The following is a 15,593-nucleotide window of genomic DNA, read 5'->3' on the forward strand; positions in this document are numbered from 1 at the left end:
TCATCCCTTTTCGACTTCGCCGCCGGCCTCCAGCCAGCCCTTGAAGCCGCCAAGGTTGCGGACGTTATCGTATCCCATGTCTTTCAGGGTCTTGCCGACCAGCGCCGAGCGCCCACCGGATGCGCAGTAGGCGACCACCGTCTTGGATCGATCGAACGCCGCGTCGTGCAGCGCGGAAGCTGGATCGGCGCGAAATTCCACAAGTCCACGCGGGATGGCGAGCGCGCCCGGGACCTTGCCCGATGCTGCGACCTCAGCCGGTTCACGGACGTCGAGAAACAACACGTCGGCCCGGCCAACCAGTTTCTTCGCTTCATCCGGGCTGATACGCGGCACCTCGGCTTCGGCCTCGGCCAGCATCGTCTGCACTGTTTTCATTTTTGTTTCCTCCGGGATCAAGACGCGGTCGCGTCCATTGGGGCGAGTAAGGCGTAAACCCCCGGCGGTTGCAATGGCAAAGGACTGCGTGCGAATTCTGATGCCGAGGCTTGGTGCGGCCCTCTGTCGCAACATGTGTCTCACACCGCCTGGCCTGCCTTCAACAACGAGCAGCCCGTGATCTTGAAGCTGCCGTCGGGCTGCTGCTCCAGCGTATACAACGCCTCCCATGCCTCGCCATTGGCATCGACGATGTGGACGCGCTGGCCGATCTGGCCACCCGCTGCGCGGGCTTCGCCGAATTCAAAACTCTTGTGGCGGTACACTGGTGGATAGGCCTGCCGGACCATCTGCATGAAGATATCGGCTTCCGGAAAAATCTGCTGGATCGACGGTGCCGCGTGAGAATAGGCGGCGGCGGAATCGTCGCGGCCAAAAGCCTGCTCCTGCGCGCGGATCACGCTTTGCGCGGCGGCAACGTCGTCGGCGAAGGCCGGCGAGCCCAGGCCGATCAGGAAGACCACGAGGAGTGCAAGAGCGCGCATGCGGATGTTCCCTGGCTGATGCTACTAGTTACGGCCAAGTCGGCCGAAAGTTGCATCCATCTCGCCAGCGGTGCAAGTGGCTCCGGCTGTAAGGGGCTATTGGCCGCTCGCCAGGCGCCGCAGGCCCGACGCAGTCAAGCCGAGTTCGCCGAGCCGGCGCACTGCATATCCGAGACCTACCAGCCGCTCCCAGTGCAGCTGGGGAATTTCACGCTGCGCATCGCCCTTGCTGACTTCGCGCAAGGAGGCGAATTCGTCGGCGCTGAGGGCAGGGTGTGGTTCGCTCATGCGGTGACCTCGTCGGTCCACACCTTGAAACTCGCCAGCGTGTTCGGGCCGAAGGTCTGGGTGATCGGCACGTCGGAGGCATCGCGGCCCTGCGCAATCAGCACGCGGCCGACCCGCGGCACGTTGTTGCGCGGATCGAACATGTGCCATCGCCCGCCGATATAGGCCTCGAACCAGCCGGCGAAATCCCCCACGGCCCAGGGTTTTGGCGTGCCGATGTCGCTGAGATAGCCGGTTGCAATAGCGCGCCGGAATGTTCATGCAGCGGCAGAACGTGATGGCGAGATGAGCATAGTCGCGGCAGACGCCCTTGCCTTCGCTATAGGCCTCCCACGCCGTCTTGGTGGCGCGGGCGTGCTCGTAGCCGAACGCGATATGGCGATGCACGAAGTCGCAGATCGCCTGCACCCGCGTCCAGCCCGGCGGCGTCTTCTCGAACAATTGCCAGGCGATTTCAGAAAGCCGGTCGGTTTCGCAATAACGGCTGCCGAGCAGATAGACCAGTGTGTCCGCGGGCAGATCCTCGACCGCGTGCTGGACCGCCGAGGCAAACACCTGATCGGGCAGGCCGGAGTCGCGAACGACGCCATCGGCGGCAAGACGGAGGCGGCCCGCAGGCGCCACCATGCGGCTGCACCAATTGCCGAACATGTCGCGATAGGGGGTGATCTCGACCGCAGGCGTGGTGGTTAGGAAGTCCGGCACGATGACATCGGAGGCGCGCGTGAAATGCGTGCCCAGCACCATGATCATGGGGGTCGGCTGCGGGAAATCGTAGAGCATTTCGAATCCGACGCGCAGCTTCATTCGAAATACTTTCTTGGCTGAATACCTGCTTGAAATGGCTACGAAACCACCGAATACAAGGCTTTTGCTGCTTTATTCGACCAAATGCGCCTCTCGACAGAGAAAACGATAGCTAATTGCCGCAAAAGCGCGCACGCTGCGCCGATGTCCGAACAATCCGATGGTTCCGTGCACAGACGAGGTCTGTTGCCATGACGATGCGCTCGCGACGGGAAACGATTCATTTCAGGCACCCGTTCCGCATCAAGGGAATTGATCGCCAACTCGCGCCCGGCGCTTACGAAGTCGTCACCGATGAGGAGATGATCGAAGGGCTGTCGTTCCCATGCTTCCGGCGCGTCGCCACCATGATCATGGTCCCTGCAGCGGCGCCGCACCGATCTTCGATGGAAATGATCTCGATCAGCTCGGTCGATCTGTCCGATGCGCAGCGGATCGACGCGAGCGCGCCCAAGTGACTGAGATCCCGATCGAGCTCGACAAGCATCGCGGCATGGCGGCGCAGAAGGCAACCGATATCCGCCGCGTGCTCGCCGACGTCGAGGCCAACGCCAAGCTGCTGCGCGACAAGCAGGGCGTGGTCGAGATCCAGCTCCTGGCCGTACCGGCCGCCTCGTGGTCCGAGGCGGTGGCCAAGGCGCGTTACGTGCTCAACCTCTATTCGGCCAGCCTCGCGCCATCGGACACGCATCACCGCGACCTCGTGAGCGCGGTGCTTGCGGATCTCACCCGGCTCGCCGGCGATGATGCCTGAACAAGACGAACAAGCGGCTTCGACCAACCAAGACTTTATCCAGCGTGTTCGATGCAAGATCGAACGGCCAAACTGAAAGTTCTTATCTGATGAAGAATCTCTCGCCCCGTCACGTCAAGACAGAAGAATCGCTGCGCCTCGGTGTCGTGTCCGGCTGGTACTCGACCAAGGTCAGCGGCACCTTCGTTTCGGGCCCGCATGATTCCGAAGCCGACTGCCTGCGCAGGATTGCCGAGATCAATCCGCCGCCGGCCAAGAAGAAGATGATGGTGGGTTGAGTGGGAGAAATCGATGGAACGATGGTTTCGATTGGTGAGGGCCGCCCGATGACGCTCGCGCGTGGCAGCATCGGCGGCTACGAATACGATCGCATGGTGCTGAAGTTTTCCATGATGGACGACGGCAGGGAAGTCCCCTGCGCCGTCAGTGCGTCGGCGATGGACGACCTCGAGCGTGTGTCGCGGACGGCGCCGGAACGGCGTGAAGAACAGTTCGTCCGGCTGCGCGACCGGATTGAACAATGCGCCTCGCGCAAGTTCCAGGCGCGGGAGTTCGAGGGCACGCCTCCCGGCATCATCCTGCGCAGCATCGACTTCCGCGGCTGATGGCCGAGGTCGCGGCGCGGACCATATTTGACAATGCCGCTTGCGAGCCGGGATCGGCGCTTGCCTTAATTGGCAGGCGGAGATGACAAATATAAGTCGTCGTTGCGGAACTCTGCATCCGCAGCGCCGTTGCCAACCGATCCCCAAGCGCAGCGGGATTGGCGATCCGCTACAGTCAGCAGCTTAAAATGATCAAATCTATCTCGGCGTTCGCGATATTCGCGCTGCTAGGAGCGTCGGTAATTGCGCTGCCCGGCTTCGCGCCCGTCGTCAAAGCAGACGAGGCCATTGCTTTTGCCAAGGCAGACCGGCTGGCCGTCCATGCGGTTGCTGGAAATTGCGCAAGCGAGAACTGGCCGAACATCTCCTCGTCCTGCCTGCGCGGCACAGAATCGGGTGCGGCCATTCGTGAGGTGCGCCTGGTCACGGCGCGCCGTTGAGCCGCATATGATGCCCCTGGATCATTCCCTCCTTCCGCATGTCGTGCTCGTCGTTGAAGACGAGATGATGCTGCGCATGCGCGTGGTCGATATGGTGGAAGACGCTGGCTACGTCCCGGTCGAGGCCGTGGACGCGGACGAAGCCATGACCATCCTCCGTTCCCGATCCGATATCGCGCTGATGCTTACCGACGTTCAGATGCCCGGCAGCATGAACGGGCTGCAACTGGCGCACGCGGTCCACAAGAATTGGCCGCCCATCAAGATCATCCTGGCGTCCGGACAGCTGAAATTGTCCGACAGCGACATTCCGCTGGACAGCCGATTTTTCGGGAAACCGCTGCAATCCGACGAAATCATCGCGGAAATGCGCGAAATGCTCGGCCCGGCCTGAAATCGGCAGGAGATGGACATCCGATGGCTCTGCACCGTAACGGTCAGACGGCTGAATCATTGGCATAAAGAAATGTCCGGAACCGGACAGATGGTGGTATTCGTTGTCGATGTTCAGAACAGCCCCTGATCCGTATGACTCCCTTGAGGCGTCCGATCCGACGTCACCGCAGGAGGAACTGGCGGCAGAAAACGTCAGCCTCCGGCTGTTGCTGACACAGGCCAAGCTCAGCGCTGAGACGCTGCTTGAGCAGGCCGGCATCGACGCCAAGGAGCGCGAAGCCGCCGACAAGCTGCAAAAACTGATCCTCGAAGAGCTTCATCACCGCATCAAGAACACGCTGGCAACCGTTGGCGCCATCGCGTCGCAAAGCCTTCGCAACGCGCCGAGCACGCAGCATGCGCAGCAAGCGATCGAAGGCCGTTTGCTGGCGCTCGGTCGGGCCCATGATCTGCTGTTGCAGGCGCGCTGGACCGGTGCTGAGCTGCGGAAGATCGTCCAGGGGGCGACCGAGCCGTTCGACAATCCGGACAAGCCCCGGTTTTCGATTGCCGGATCCGATGTGCAGATCGCATCAGGCGCGGTTATTGCGATCGCGATGACGCTCAACGAGCTCTGCACCAACACCACGAAATTTGGCGCATTGTCGGTGCCCGCCGGTCATGTGGCGATCAGCTGGGCGGTGGATGCGCCGGCATCGCGGCTGCATTTCACCTGGAAAGAACAGGATGGCCCAGCGGTCGCAGCCCCGACGCGCCAGAGTTTTGGCACGCGCCTGATCGAGACACTCGGCCGGCAACTCAAAGGCAATGTCAGATTGACGTACGAGCCGAGCGGGTTCGTCTACTTCCTCGATATTCCCTTGCTCTCGCTTGAGTCCTGAGCGGCTGAATCAGCTCATCGGATCGAGCTGCTCATGTTGCCGATGGCGGGTGAGCGGCGGGCGGGAAAGAGCCGCGCGGACGATCCAGACTTTTCGCACGACAGCGTTTCTTTCGATTGTCGCGTTACGCCTCCGCGACCGCCTCGCTCCATGGCTGGAACACCTCGGTGGCGCCGCTGTTGGTGGCGCCGTCGCGCAGCACGACGCTCGGGCAGGCGAACTTCATCGGCGTGGTCTGGATCCGCGCCTCCTCGTAATCGAACTGCGCACGCAGGCTCTCCCGCGTTGATTTCGGCAAGCGCACGTCGCCGATCACGATGGCGCCTTCGCTGGCGTCGATGCGCGGCTGATGGATCGCCGCGTCCAGATCCATGCCGTAATCCATCACGAACGACAGAAGCTGCGTCACCGCGGGCAGGATGCGCCGTCCACCGGAGGCGCCGATGGCGGTGCGGCGGCCGTCAGACGCCTGCGCCACCACCGGCGTATAATTGGTGAGGCAGCGCTTGCCGGGCGCCAGCGAATTCGGCGTGCCCGGCGTCGGGTCGAACCACATGATGCCGTTGTTCATGGTGATGCCGGTTTGCGGGCAGACGAATTTGGAGCCGAACGATGACAGCAGGGTCTGCGTCACCGCGGCCATGTTGCCGTCGCGGTCGACGGCCGAGAAATGCGTGGTGCAGGCCGGCGCCAGCGTTTCGGCGCCGAGCGTGCGGCGGCCGTCGGCGTCACCCATGTCCTTCAGGCGTTCGCGGTAGGCCGTTTGCAGCGCTTCGGCATAGGCCGTGTAGGTCGCGGCGTCAGGTCCGCTTTTCGCGGGCTGCAGGTTTTGCTGCAGCAGGTCCAGCGTACGCGCCAGTGTCGGCCCGGCGGTCAGTTCCGGCGTCGCAAACACCTTACCGCCGCGATAGGGGATCGCCAGCGGTTCGCGCAGAAAAGCCTTGAACGGGATGAGATCTTCGACCGACAGCGCGCCGCCGGCGCTCCGCACATCGGCGGCGAGGCTGCGCGCCAGATCGCCTTCGTAGAAATCGCGCGGGCCTTGGGCTGCGAGATGCGCCATCGTGGCCTTGAGCTTGTCCTGCGGCAGGCGAACCTTGGTCTTGATCCCCCATGGTGCATTCGGCGGCAATCCATCAACGAGATAGGCGGCGGCGCTGGCCGGATAGCGCCTGAGATCAAGCGCCGCACTCGCAATCATCAGCGTGGTCCACCAGTCCACCGCAAGGCCTTCACCGGCGAGCGCGACGCTGGGCGCGAGCAGTTCCTGCCACGGCATTTTGGCGTGGCGGCGATGCGCTTCCTCCATGCCGGCGACCACGCCGGGCACCGCGATTGAACCGGGGCCATGGATGTTGCGGTCGTCCTTGACCCGCGCCCACGGAAACAGATCGGACGCCGCACCGCCGCTCAGCGGATAATCCTCCAGGCGAAGGCTGAGCGGCGCCCGCATGCCGTAGTCGATCACTTCATAACGGTCTTCGCGGGCGCGGTAGAGCACCATCGCGCCGCCGCCGCCGAGCCCGCTCATCCAGGGCTCCAGCACGCCCAGCGCAAACGTGGTCGCGATCACGGCGTCGACGCAATCGCCGCCCGCCGCCAGCACCTCGGCGCCGACCTTGGCCGCCTTGCCGGATTGCGCGGCGACGATGCCGCCCTTCGCGGTGACCGCGGGCTTACGGATCTGCTGGGTGTTGGTGAACTGGTCGCGCATGGGGCTGCTCTCATTGCCACAGGAACCGCTAGGGTACGGAACAGCCCGCGCCAGGTAAAGCCATCAGGCGCAACCCTGGCATCCTGACGCAAGTGCAATGCGCGGATTATTGGTATGGTGGGCACAAGCGCCGCCGTTGCCAAGAACAACAAAGACCGGGTGGAATATGACCGAAGGGACCAAAGCTCCCCGCGACAAGTCGCATTACGAAGTGATCGTGATTGGCGCGGGTGTGGCCGGCATCTATCAGATCAAGCGTCTCGCCGATCTCGGGGTGGATGCCACGGTGCTGGACGGCTCCCCTGATCTTGGCGGGACCTGGTACCGGAACCGCTATCCGGGCGCACGCTTCGACTCGGAGAGCTACACCTATGGTTATTCCTTCTCGCGGGAATTGCTCGACGAGTGGCACTGGAAGGAACGCTTCTCGGGCCAGCCCGAAAATCTGCGTTACCTCAACCACGTCGCCGACAAGTTCGATTTGCGCAAGTACATGCAGTTCAACGCCAAGGTGGAGGCGGCGCAGTTCGACGAGGCGCAGCACATCTGGCGGCTCAGGATCGACGATGGACGCGAGCTGACCTGCCGGTTCGTCATTCTGGCGATCGGCCTGCTCTCGACGCCCACCTTGCCGCGGCTGGAGGGCGTGGAATCCTTCAAGGGCCGCTCGTTCCACACCTTCTACTGGCCGCACGAGCCGGTCGAGATGGCGGGCAAGAAGGTCGCGATCATCGGCACCGGCGCCACCGCGATCCAGATCATCGGCGAGATTGCCGACAAGGTCGGCGAACTCACCGTGTTCCAGCGGCGGCCGAACTGGGCAGCTCCCCTCAACAACGGACCGATCTCGGACGAGGAGATGGCCGACATCCGCGCGCGCTATGACGACATCTTCGCGGCCTGCGCCCGCAGCCCCGGCGGCTTCGAGCACGAGCCCGACCGGCGCGGCTTCTACGAGGTGACACGCGAGGAGCGGCTGGCACTCTGGGACAAGCTCTACGACGAACCCGGGTTTGGCATCTGGCTCAGTAATTTTCGCGAGATCTTTACCGACGAAGTGGCGAACGCCGAGTTCTCCGCCTACATCGCCGACCGCATCCGCCGGCGCGTGAAGGATCCGGTTACTGCCGAGAAGCTGATCCCGAAGGACCATGGTTTTGGCGTGCAGCGCGTGCCGCTGGAGACGAATTATTTCGAGGCGTATAACCGCGACAACGTACATCTCGTCGATATCAGCGAGACGCCGCTCGAACGCGTGACCGAAACCGGCCTGCGCACGTCGGCGCGCGATTACGATTTCGACATCATCATCTATTCGACCGGCTTCGACGCCATCACCGGCGCGTACGACCAGATCGACATCACCGGCATCGATGGCGAGAAGCTATACGACAAATGGAAGGACGGTCCGTCGACCTTCCTCGGCATGCTCGTCCACGGTTTTCCGAACCTGTTGATGCCGACCGGCCCGCAAAGCGGCTCGGCTTCGACCAATTTCCCGCGCGGCATCGAGACCGGCGTCAACTGGTGCATGGGCTTGCTCGAGCACATCTGGGATCGCGGCTACACCAGCGCCGATCCAACTTTGGCAGCGCAGGAGCGCTGGAGCGCGCATGTGAAAAAAATGTACGCCATCATGCTGATGCGAGAGGCCAAGTCGTGGTTCACCGGCTACAACTCCAACGTGCCCGGCCACGAACACGGCAAGTACCGCTATTTCGTCTACAACGGCGGCACGCCGAAATACGTCGCCGCCATCAACGACGCCATCGCCAAGGGCTATGAAGACATCGTGTTTACTTCGGGTGCGAGGCCCTCGATCCGGCCAAGCGTTAGATCGAGCGCTGCGGAGTGAACATATAACCGTGGCTGCAGGTCGAGCCGTGAGCGCGCATGCAGCGAGGGCTGACGGTGACGAAATCTAATCGCTAGAGAAAAATATTCCAAATGGCGATACGTGCTTCGCTGAGGCGTCCATCGCCATCGAATTCCAGGTTTATCATCCACTGCTTGTGTCCAAGAACATTGGGAGACATCGTCCCGCATGTGGTCGGACCGGCGGTGTCCTGACAGCCGAGTTTTTCCTTGCGGAGCACGGCAAGCGTTGCCTCTCTGGTCGTTCCCAGCGGGACCGTTTTCAATAGTGCTTCGCGTGCTGGCGAAGAGTCGTTCGTGCTTTCCTTTTCGACAGCGCGCATTTCGCCAAGAAGTCGATTCTCTCGGTAAAAACCATCAACTTCGGCGGCCTTGTACGAGAACCAAAGCCATAGCGATACGAACAGGGCGGCCGGAACAGCCGCTATCGCCAAGCAGACTATCAGCGCTCTTCTGAGGAATTTGCGCATAGAACTACCGAGTCCAAATCCGCGTGTCGCTATCAATGCCTAGCACACGTCCAGTTCGCCGCTGCGAAAAGTTCCTGCTTTGGGTAACAAAATGTTTCGAGGATATCCGCTCGTCGCGAATGCGCTCTCGATACGGCTAGGGGCTTAGATCGCGCGCTGCGGAGTAAATCGCACCGGCAGTTTGCGGATGGCATGAACAAAGTTGTTCGGCGCCATTTCGATGCCGCCGGCGTATTCGATATCAGGCAGCCGCGTCAGCAACTGGCGATAGACTTCCTCGAGCTGCAGCTGCGCCACCCGCTTGCCGATGCAGACGTGTGGGCCGAAGCCGAAGGCGATGTTTTTCGCGGCGTTGGCGCGGCGTATGTCGAGCCTGTCAGGCTCCGGAAAGATCGACGGATCGCGATTGGCGGCGCCGTAATACATGATGACCTTCTCGCCGGCCGCAATCTTCTGCGCCCCGATCTCGGTATCTTCCGTGGCGGTGCGGCGCATGTAAATCACAGGGCTGATCATGCGGATCAGCTCGTCCACCGCGTTCGGCAGCAGCGACAGATCATTCATCAGCGCGCGCTTCTGGTCCGGGAATTCGGTGAGCAGCTTCATCGAGCCGGAAATCGAATTGCGCGTGGTGTCGTTGCCGGCGAACACGATCAGCAGCCAGGAGCCGTCGAGGTACTCGTCGCGCAGCAATTCGCCGTCGATGGTGGCGCGCGCGATCGCGCTCATCAGATCGGGCTTTGGATCGGCCCGGCGCTTCTGCAGCATGTGCTGGCCATAGGCGAACATCTCGGCGACGTTCTCGTTGAACGCCTTGACGAATGCCATGAACTCGGGCGTCGGCTGCGGGTTCTTGCGCTGCTGCGCCGAAACATGGCCGGCCACTTCGAGATAATGCATCCAGTCGAGAAATTTCGGTCGGTCGGATTCGGGGACGCCGAGGATTTCACACAGCGTGAACAGCGGCAGCCGCGACGACAGCGTCTCGACCAGGTCGCATTCGCCAAGGCCGGCGATGCCGTCGATCAGCCTCGTGGTCTCGGCAGCCACTTTCTCCCGGATGCCCGCAAGATAGCCCGGCGTGAAATAGGGCATGTGCTCCTTGCGGAGCTGCAGGTGCCAGGGCGCATCCATGTTGATCATGGCGTCGACGGAGGCGCGGAACAGCAGCGGATGCCGCGTTTCGGGCGGACCATAGGCCATCAGGATGCCGCCCTTCTGCGACGAGAAGGTTTTGGGATCGCCATCGACGCGCAACACGTCGTTATATTGGGTCAGTGCCCAGAAGCCGGGGCCGTTACTGCCCTCGCGCTGCCACGCCACCGGGGCTTCGGCGCGAAGCTGCGCGTAGATGTCGAACGGCTGACCCTGCAGGAATAGTTCGACATTGGACAACGCGTCCGGCTCGACTTCGGGATAGGCTCTGGGGAATACGGGCCCGGCGGGCAGGCCCAAGGGGAAGTCTTCACTCAGGAGACGCATCGGCTGAATTCTCCGGTCAGGTCGCCGACTCTACAAGGACGCGTGCGCGCCGTCTTGCGCCATTAGGCTATGCCGCCGAGATAGAGCCGCTTGACGATGTCGTTACCCTTCAGTTCGTCGACCGAACCGGCCGCGACGACGATCTCGCCGTGGACGATGATGTAGCCGCGATTGGCGATGCGGATCGCCTGGTTGAAGTTCTGCTCCGCCATCAGCACGGTGAGGCCGAGGCGCTGATTGAGATCGCCGATCTTGGTGATGGTTTGCGACACCAATAGGGGTGACAGCCCGACCGACGGCTCGTCGACCAATAGCAGGCGCGGCGAGGACATCAGCGCGCGCGCGATCGCGAGCATCTGCTGCTGGCCGCCGGACATGGTGCCGGCGAGCTGCTTCTGCAGGTCCTTCAGCACCGGAAAGGTTTCGAAGGCCTGCGCCAGATTCCTGTCGATGTCGCGCCGGGCCGCCTTGCGGAAGGCGCCGAGCATCAGGTTTTCCAGCACCGTCAGCTTGGGAAACAGCCGCCGTCCCTCCGGCACCATCGCGACGCCGAGATCGACGATGGCTTCCGGCGACAATTTGGTGAGGTCATGCGCGGTGCCGTCGATCGTCAGCTGCATGGTTCCGCGCAGCGGCCGTACCAGCCCGGCGACGCACTTCATCAGCGTGCTCTTGCCGTTGCCGTTGGTGCCGAGCAGGGCGACGGTTTCGCCGGCCTCGACATTGAGCGAGACGCCGCGCAGCGCCTTGACGGCGCCGTAACCGGCATCGAGGCCAGAGATCGCGAGGCTAAGTGCCAAGATAGGCCTCCTGCACCCGCTGGTTGGCCATGACTTCGCTCGGCGCGCCGATCGCGATGATCTTGCCGGCGTCGAGGCACATCACGCGCTGCGAAAAACGCATCACCGCCTGCATGATGTGCTCGATCATGATGACGGTGATGTCCTGGTCCGCAAGGCTCATCAGGAGATCAAGCACCTCGTCGACTTCCGAAGAGGAAAGCCCGGCCATCGCCTCGTCTGATATCAGCAGCTTCGGCCGCGTCGCCATCGCGCGGGCGAGCTCCATCTTGCGCAGTTCGACCTGGCTGAGCGTGGTGGCGGATGCATCGGCCTTGGACGCGAGACCCATGCCGGCAAGGATCGACATCGCGGTCTCGTGCCGGTGCGCAGCCGAGACGAGCGGATCCGTGGCCACCGCGAAATCAAGCGCCACCATCAGGTTCTCGACCACCGTCATGCTTTTGAACGGCCGCGGGATCTGGAAGCTGCGGGCGATGCCGCGGCGGGTACGGACATGCGCCGGCAGTTGCGTGATGTCCTCGCCGCGGAACACCACAGTGCGGGCCTCGGTGCGGAACGCGCCGGAGATGCAGTTGATCAGCGTCGTCTTGCCCGAGCCGTTCGGGCCGATCAGGCCGAACCGCTCGCCGGGGCGGATGTCGACGCTGACATTGTCGAGCGCGGTGAAGCCGCCGAAGCGCTTTGTAAGCCCCGATATCTGCAGCAGGGGTGCGCTGGTGTCGGGGGGCGTCATTGCTTGCCCTCCCTGCGCTTGTCGCGAACCCGGCGCAGCAGGCCGATCAAGCCCTCCGGTGCGGCCACCACGAACAGCACCAGCATGACGCCGAGCACCAGCACGTTCACTTCCGAGGAGATGGTCACGGTCAGCAATTGCTGCGTGGTGCCCAGCAGGATGGCGCCGACGATCGGGCCGGCCCAATGCGCGGTGCCGCCGATCAGCGACATCGCCAGCGTCGAGACCGAATAGTTGAGGTTGAACGCGGAGGAGGGGTCGGCATATTGCAGATACATCGCGGCGGGTGCGCCGGCCGCGCACATCAGCGCGCCGGAGACGACGCAGGCCAGCACTTTCAGCCGCAGGGTCGGCACACCCGTGCATTCCGCGGCGAGTTCGTCGTCCCGCAGCGCCTGCAGGCCGCGGCCGATCCACGAATTCTGGATGTAGCGCGAAACCACAACCGCCAGCACCACCAGCACCGCCTGGACAAAGAACAGCATCTGGACATAGCCCGAGAACGGCCACGTCACCGGGGGGCGCTGTAATTGAATGCCGGCCGCGCCGCCGACATAGCGCCAATTGGTGATCGAGGTCTCGATCACGATGGTCAGCGCGATCGTGGCGATCGAGAAGAAGATGCCCTGCATGCGCAGGGTCAACAAGCCAAGCGCAAAGCCCATCAGCGCGCCGACGGCAGCGGCGGCGGCGATCTGCACGAGGAGCGGCGCACCGGTGACCTTGAACAGGAATACCGCTGTGTAGACGCCCATGCCGAAAAACGCGCTGGTGCCGAAATTCACATAGCCGGCATGGCCACCGAGAATGCTCCAGGCCACCGCGAGCACGATGAACTGCAGGATCACGTAGCCGGCGAAAAACGGGTATTCGTTGGTGATGAGCTTTGTCATCAGCGCAATCGCGATCAGAAAGACCGCCGCGCCGACCCAGAAAAAGATGCCGTTGCGCTTCATGATCGCCTGCCAAACAGGCCTTGCGGCCGCACGGCGAGGACGCCGAGCAGCATCGCGAAGGAAATGGCCGGCGCCCAGGATGCGCCGAACAGGGTCAGGACAATGGTCTCGGCGATGCCGAGGATGATGGCGGCGACCAGCGTGCCGCTCATGCTGCCGAGTCCGGCCATGACGACGACGCAGAAGGTCCGCCCGATATAGGTCCGGTCAAGCGTTGGCTCGACTGGTGCCACGATGATGAGCAGGGCGCCGGTGATTCCGAGCACCGCGGTCGCTATACCGAACGCCCATTGCTTGATCCGGATCGGGTCGGCGCCCATGCAGCCGCAGCGCCTCCTGGTCCTGCGCGACCGCGCGGATCGCGCGTCCCATAAAGGTTCGCGACAGGTACAGGGTCAGCAGGATCGTCAGCGCGACGGCAACCATGAACGCCACAATCAGGCGGAACGGAATTCTCATGTCGCCGATCCGCCAGGCTTTGCCGACATAGGTCGCGGTGACCGAGCGCTGGTCGACGCCGAACTGCAGGATGATCAGCACTTCGATGATGAAGGCAATGCCGAAGAAAAACGCGATGCCGCGCACGCCGGCATCGCTGCCGCGCTTCTCGAAGGTTTCGTAGTACAGGCGGTAAGCGAGCAGGCCGAACAGAAAAAACAGCGGCGTGATCAGGAGGCCTGCCACCAGCGGATCGATTCCGTAATGTTCGTTGAGGAAGAACACCGCGTAGGCCGCGAGCACCAGAAAGGCCGGGTGCGCGACGTGGGGTACGTCGAGCAGGCCGAACGAAATCGACAGCCCAAGACTGACCGCCGCATAGAAACAGCCGAGCAATACGCCGATCACCACCGCATCGAGCAGCAGTTCAAATGAAAACACCTAGCATCCCCCTTGGCCCGTCCTTGGGCCGCCGCCCGGTTCGCGCACGCCGTCCATCCCATTCCGCTTTTTTTAGAGGCAGGTGCGCTGATCCCCTGTCAGCGCACCATGATCCGGTGAAAAGCCGGGAAGCTTACTTCCGGGCGGCCTCAAAGGGAGTGACGAGAGTGCCCGACTTCATTTTGTCCGGGAAAAGGACCACCTGTTTGCCCGAGCTGCGGAACTGTTCCATGTTCTTGTCAGCGATCCCGCGGAACTGGGCTTGCACGACGCCGCTTTCCTTCCACTCGCCGTCCGCCGCGAACGTAATCGGCCCGACGATGGTCTTGTGGGTGTTCTCTCGCAGATACTTCGCCAGCGCCTTCTGGTCGAGCGAACCCACGGCCTTGATGGCCTGCTCGATCATTTGACCGCTGGCGTAGCCGTAGGGCGCCAGATAATAGCCCAGCGGATCGACCTTGGCTTCCACGGCGCGCTTCGTATAGGTCTCGAAGAACGCCTTGGTGCCTTCGTGGTACATGCTCGGTTCCGGCAGCCATGTATTGTAGTTGACGACGCCGTTAAGCAGCGAGCCCAGGTTTTCCATGACCGCGCCGAATTGCAGGCCGACCATGCCGCCGCCGAAAAGCTTGACGTTGTCGCCGATCCCGATCTCGTTCACGCCACGCAGGATACCGGCCGAATCCGGCGGATAGGACGCGACATAGACGATGTCGGGCTTGGCAGCTTTCAGCGCGCGAAGAATGCCGGAGAATTCCACGGTGCTCGGCGGGTAGGCCTGATCGAACACGATCTTCATGCCGAGCTTGGTCGCGACCTCCCTCGCGGTCTTGGCCAGATTTTGGGCGAATTCCTGGTCCGCCGCGAGCAGTGCAATGGTCTTGCCGCCGGCCCTCTGGCCAAGATCGAGGAAGGACGCCGCCCAGCTGTCGGCCGGTCCCCACGGTGCATTGTTGAACCACATGTCGTGGCCAACCTTGCTGTTCACCTGGAACGAGAAGTTGCCCATCAGCAACATGCCGCGCTGCTTGACCAATGGCATCAAGGGCGCTGTCGGCACGGTCGCGTAGGGGGCGAACAGGATATCGACCTTGTCGACGTCCAGGAGCTTGGAATAGATCGCCGGCGTTTCCGAAGCGCTCGACTTGTCGTCATAAACGATGAGTTCGACCTTGCGGCCGAGCAGGCCGCCTCTGGCGTTGACGTCGTCTCGCCAGACCTCGATGCCGAGCTGCGAGGCCTTGCCGCCGCCGGCGAGGCCGCCGGTTTGCGCCATCGACATACCGATCTTGATGGGGGGTTGTTGGGCTGTCGCGGCTGAGGTGAGCCCAAAAGTTAGGCCAAGCACGGCGGCGGTGATCGTTCCGCCGAGAAGCGTCCTGCGTTCCATTGATCCTCCCAAAGATCCTGTTTTTGTTTGGTTCTTGTTGCCTGTCCGCGCTCTATGGCGCCCTTGCTGCAAGGTTAGAACTAAAGCCCGCCCGGCCACAAGCCACAATGGAACGCGGATGCAACCTTTGAGACCCTACGTTCGGGGGATCATCCGAAGTGACGCCACCGCGACCGTTGGCCGTGCTGGCCGGCCGC

Annotated in this window: 20 protein-coding genes; 8 read left to right on the forward strand and 12 right to left on the reverse strand. The window is 62.7% G+C overall.

The annotated features are described in order from the left end of the window. The 3 genes from ABIE49_RS28250 to ABIE49_RS28260 all read right to left on the reverse strand — a co-directional run bounded on the left by ABIE49_RS28250 (position 1) and on the right by ABIE49_RS28260 (position 2,018). On the reverse strand, positions 1 to 378 hold the full coding sequence (locus ABIE49_RS28250) for a rhodanese-like domain-containing protein (protein ID WP_192739929.1): 378 nt from the start codon (positions 376 to 378) through the stop codon (positions 1 to 3). Positions 379 to 518: 140 nt separating this feature from the next. Next, positions 519 to 923: a DUF4864 domain-containing protein gene (locus tag ABIE49_RS28255; RefSeq protein WP_192739930.1), complete on the reverse strand. Its 405-nt coding sequence runs from the start codon at positions 921 to 923 to the stop codon at positions 519 to 521. A 96-nt stretch (positions 924 to 1,019) separates the two neighbouring features. Next, positions 1,020 to 2,018, reverse strand: coding sequence for a transglutaminase-like domain-containing protein (locus ABIE49_RS28260; protein ID WP_354067014.1), 999 nt, complete (start codon positions 2,016 to 2,018; stop codon positions 1,020 to 1,022). Positions 2,019 to 2,209: 191 nt separating this feature from the next. Between ABIE49_RS28260 and ABIE49_RS28265 the strand changes: the two genes are divergently transcribed. The 7 genes from ABIE49_RS28265 (at position 2,210) to ABIE49_RS28295 (ending at position 5,094) form a co-directional block, all read left to right on the forward strand. Further along, on the forward strand, positions 2,210 to 2,476 hold the full coding sequence (locus tag ABIE49_RS28265) for a hypothetical protein (RefSeq protein ID WP_192739933.1): 267 nt from the start codon (positions 2,210 to 2,212) through the stop codon (positions 2,474 to 2,476). Continuing rightward, positions 2,473 to 2,772 carry a hypothetical protein gene (locus ABIE49_RS28270; protein ID WP_192739934.1) on the forward strand — a complete coding sequence of 100 codons (300 nt, stop codon included), beginning with the start codon at positions 2,473 to 2,475 and terminating at the stop codon, positions 2,770 to 2,772. The genes ABIE49_RS28265 and ABIE49_RS28270 overlap by 4 nt, the downstream gene beginning before the upstream one ends. A gap of 89 nt (positions 2,773 to 2,861) precedes the next feature. Then, positions 2,862 to 3,050, forward strand: coding sequence for a hypothetical protein (locus ABIE49_RS28275; RefSeq protein WP_192739935.1), 189 nt, complete (start codon positions 2,862 to 2,864; stop codon positions 3,048 to 3,050). Positions 3,051 to 3,098: 48 nt separating this feature from the next. After that, the gene (locus ABIE49_RS28280) at positions 3,099 to 3,377 is read left to right on the forward strand and encodes a DUF1488 family protein (RefSeq protein ID WP_192740012.1); all 279 of its coding nucleotides are present in this window, start codon (positions 3,099 to 3,101) and stop codon (positions 3,375 to 3,377) included. Positions 3,378 to 3,535: 158 nt separating this feature from the next. Beyond that, the gene (locus ABIE49_RS28285) at positions 3,536 to 3,817 is read left to right on the forward strand and encodes a hypothetical protein (RefSeq protein ID WP_354067015.1); all 282 of its coding nucleotides are present in this window, start codon (positions 3,536 to 3,538) and stop codon (positions 3,815 to 3,817) included. A gap of 7 nt (positions 3,818 to 3,824) precedes the next feature. Further along, positions 3,825 to 4,211 (forward strand): response regulator, encoded by a 387-nt coding sequence (locus tag ABIE49_RS28290; RefSeq protein ID WP_192739936.1) that lies wholly within the window; start codon positions 3,825 to 3,827, stop codon positions 4,209 to 4,211. 109 nt (positions 4,212 to 4,320) lie between these two features. Further along, positions 4,321 to 5,094 (forward strand): sensor histidine kinase, encoded by a 774-nt coding sequence (locus ABIE49_RS28295; RefSeq protein WP_192739937.1) that lies wholly within the window; start codon positions 4,321 to 4,323, stop codon positions 5,092 to 5,094. A 124-nt stretch (positions 5,095 to 5,218) separates the two neighbouring features. On the opposite strand, the gene ABIE49_RS28300 is transcribed toward ABIE49_RS28295, so the two are convergent. Continuing rightward, a complete protein-coding gene (locus tag ABIE49_RS28300) occupies positions 5,219 to 6,808 on the reverse strand; it encodes a gamma-glutamyltransferase family protein (protein ID WP_192739938.1) in 1,590 nt (529 codons plus the stop codon). A 166-nt stretch (positions 6,809 to 6,974) separates the two neighbouring features. Between ABIE49_RS28300 and ABIE49_RS28305 the strand changes: the two genes are divergently transcribed. Continuing rightward, positions 6,975 to 8,663 carry a flavin-containing monooxygenase gene (locus tag ABIE49_RS28305; RefSeq protein ID WP_192739939.1) on the forward strand — a complete coding sequence of 563 codons (1,689 nt, stop codon included), beginning with the start codon at positions 6,975 to 6,977 and terminating at the stop codon, positions 8,661 to 8,663. 73 nt (positions 8,664 to 8,736) lie between these two features. Here the strand turns inward: ABIE49_RS28305 and ABIE49_RS28310 are convergent, their stop codons facing one another. The 8 genes from ABIE49_RS28310 to ABIE49_RS28345 all read right to left on the reverse strand — a co-directional run bounded on the left by ABIE49_RS28310 (position 8,737) and on the right by ABIE49_RS28345 (position 15,396). After that, on the reverse strand, positions 8,737 to 9,153 hold the full coding sequence (locus ABIE49_RS28310) for a hypothetical protein (protein ID WP_192739940.1): 417 nt from the start codon (positions 9,151 to 9,153) through the stop codon (positions 8,737 to 8,739). A 144-nt stretch (positions 9,154 to 9,297) separates the two neighbouring features. Continuing rightward, positions 9,298 to 10,635: a cytochrome P450 gene (locus tag ABIE49_RS28315; RefSeq protein ID WP_192739941.1), complete on the reverse strand. Its 1,338-nt coding sequence runs from the start codon at positions 10,633 to 10,635 to the stop codon at positions 9,298 to 9,300. A gap of 62 nt (positions 10,636 to 10,697) precedes the next feature. After that, complete coding sequence (locus tag ABIE49_RS28320) at positions 10,698 to 11,435, reverse strand: ABC transporter ATP-binding protein (protein WP_192739942.1); 738 nt, start codon at positions 11,433 to 11,435, stop codon at positions 10,698 to 10,700. Continuing rightward, entirely contained in the window at positions 11,425 to 12,171 is a 747-nt protein-coding gene (locus tag ABIE49_RS28325; protein WP_192739943.1) for an ABC transporter ATP-binding protein, read from the reverse strand. Before ABIE49_RS28325 ends, ABIE49_RS28320 begins: the two co-directional genes overlap by 11 nt. Then, the gene (locus tag ABIE49_RS28330; RefSeq protein WP_192739944.1) at positions 12,168 to 13,127 is read right to left on the reverse strand and encodes a branched-chain amino acid ABC transporter permease; all 960 of its coding nucleotides are present in this window, start codon (positions 13,125 to 13,127) and stop codon (positions 12,168 to 12,170) included. Before ABIE49_RS28330 ends, ABIE49_RS28325 begins: the two co-directional genes overlap by 4 nt. After that, positions 13,124 to 13,447, reverse strand: a complete 324-nt coding sequence (locus ABIE49_RS28335; protein WP_354067016.1) for an ABC transporter permease subunit — start codon at positions 13,445 to 13,447, stop codon at positions 13,124 to 13,126. Before ABIE49_RS28335 ends, ABIE49_RS28330 begins: the two co-directional genes overlap by 4 nt. Further along, positions 13,335 to 14,006 carry a branched-chain amino acid ABC transporter permease gene (locus ABIE49_RS28340; RefSeq protein ID WP_354067017.1) on the reverse strand — a complete coding sequence of 224 codons (672 nt, stop codon included), beginning with the start codon at positions 14,004 to 14,006 and terminating at the stop codon, positions 13,335 to 13,337. Before ABIE49_RS28340 ends, ABIE49_RS28335 begins: the two co-directional genes overlap by 113 nt. Positions 14,007 to 14,139: 133 nt before the next feature. Continuing rightward, positions 14,140 to 15,396: an amino acid ABC transporter substrate-binding protein gene (locus ABIE49_RS28345; protein WP_192739946.1), complete on the reverse strand. Its 1,257-nt coding sequence runs from the start codon at positions 15,394 to 15,396 to the stop codon at positions 14,140 to 14,142. Positions 15,397 to 15,593 lie beyond the last annotated feature (197 nt).

It is taken from the genome of Bradyrhizobium sp. OAE829, assembly GCF_040546575.1.
Taxonomy (GTDB): Bacteria; Pseudomonadota; Alphaproteobacteria; order Rhizobiales; family Xanthobacteraceae; genus Bradyrhizobium.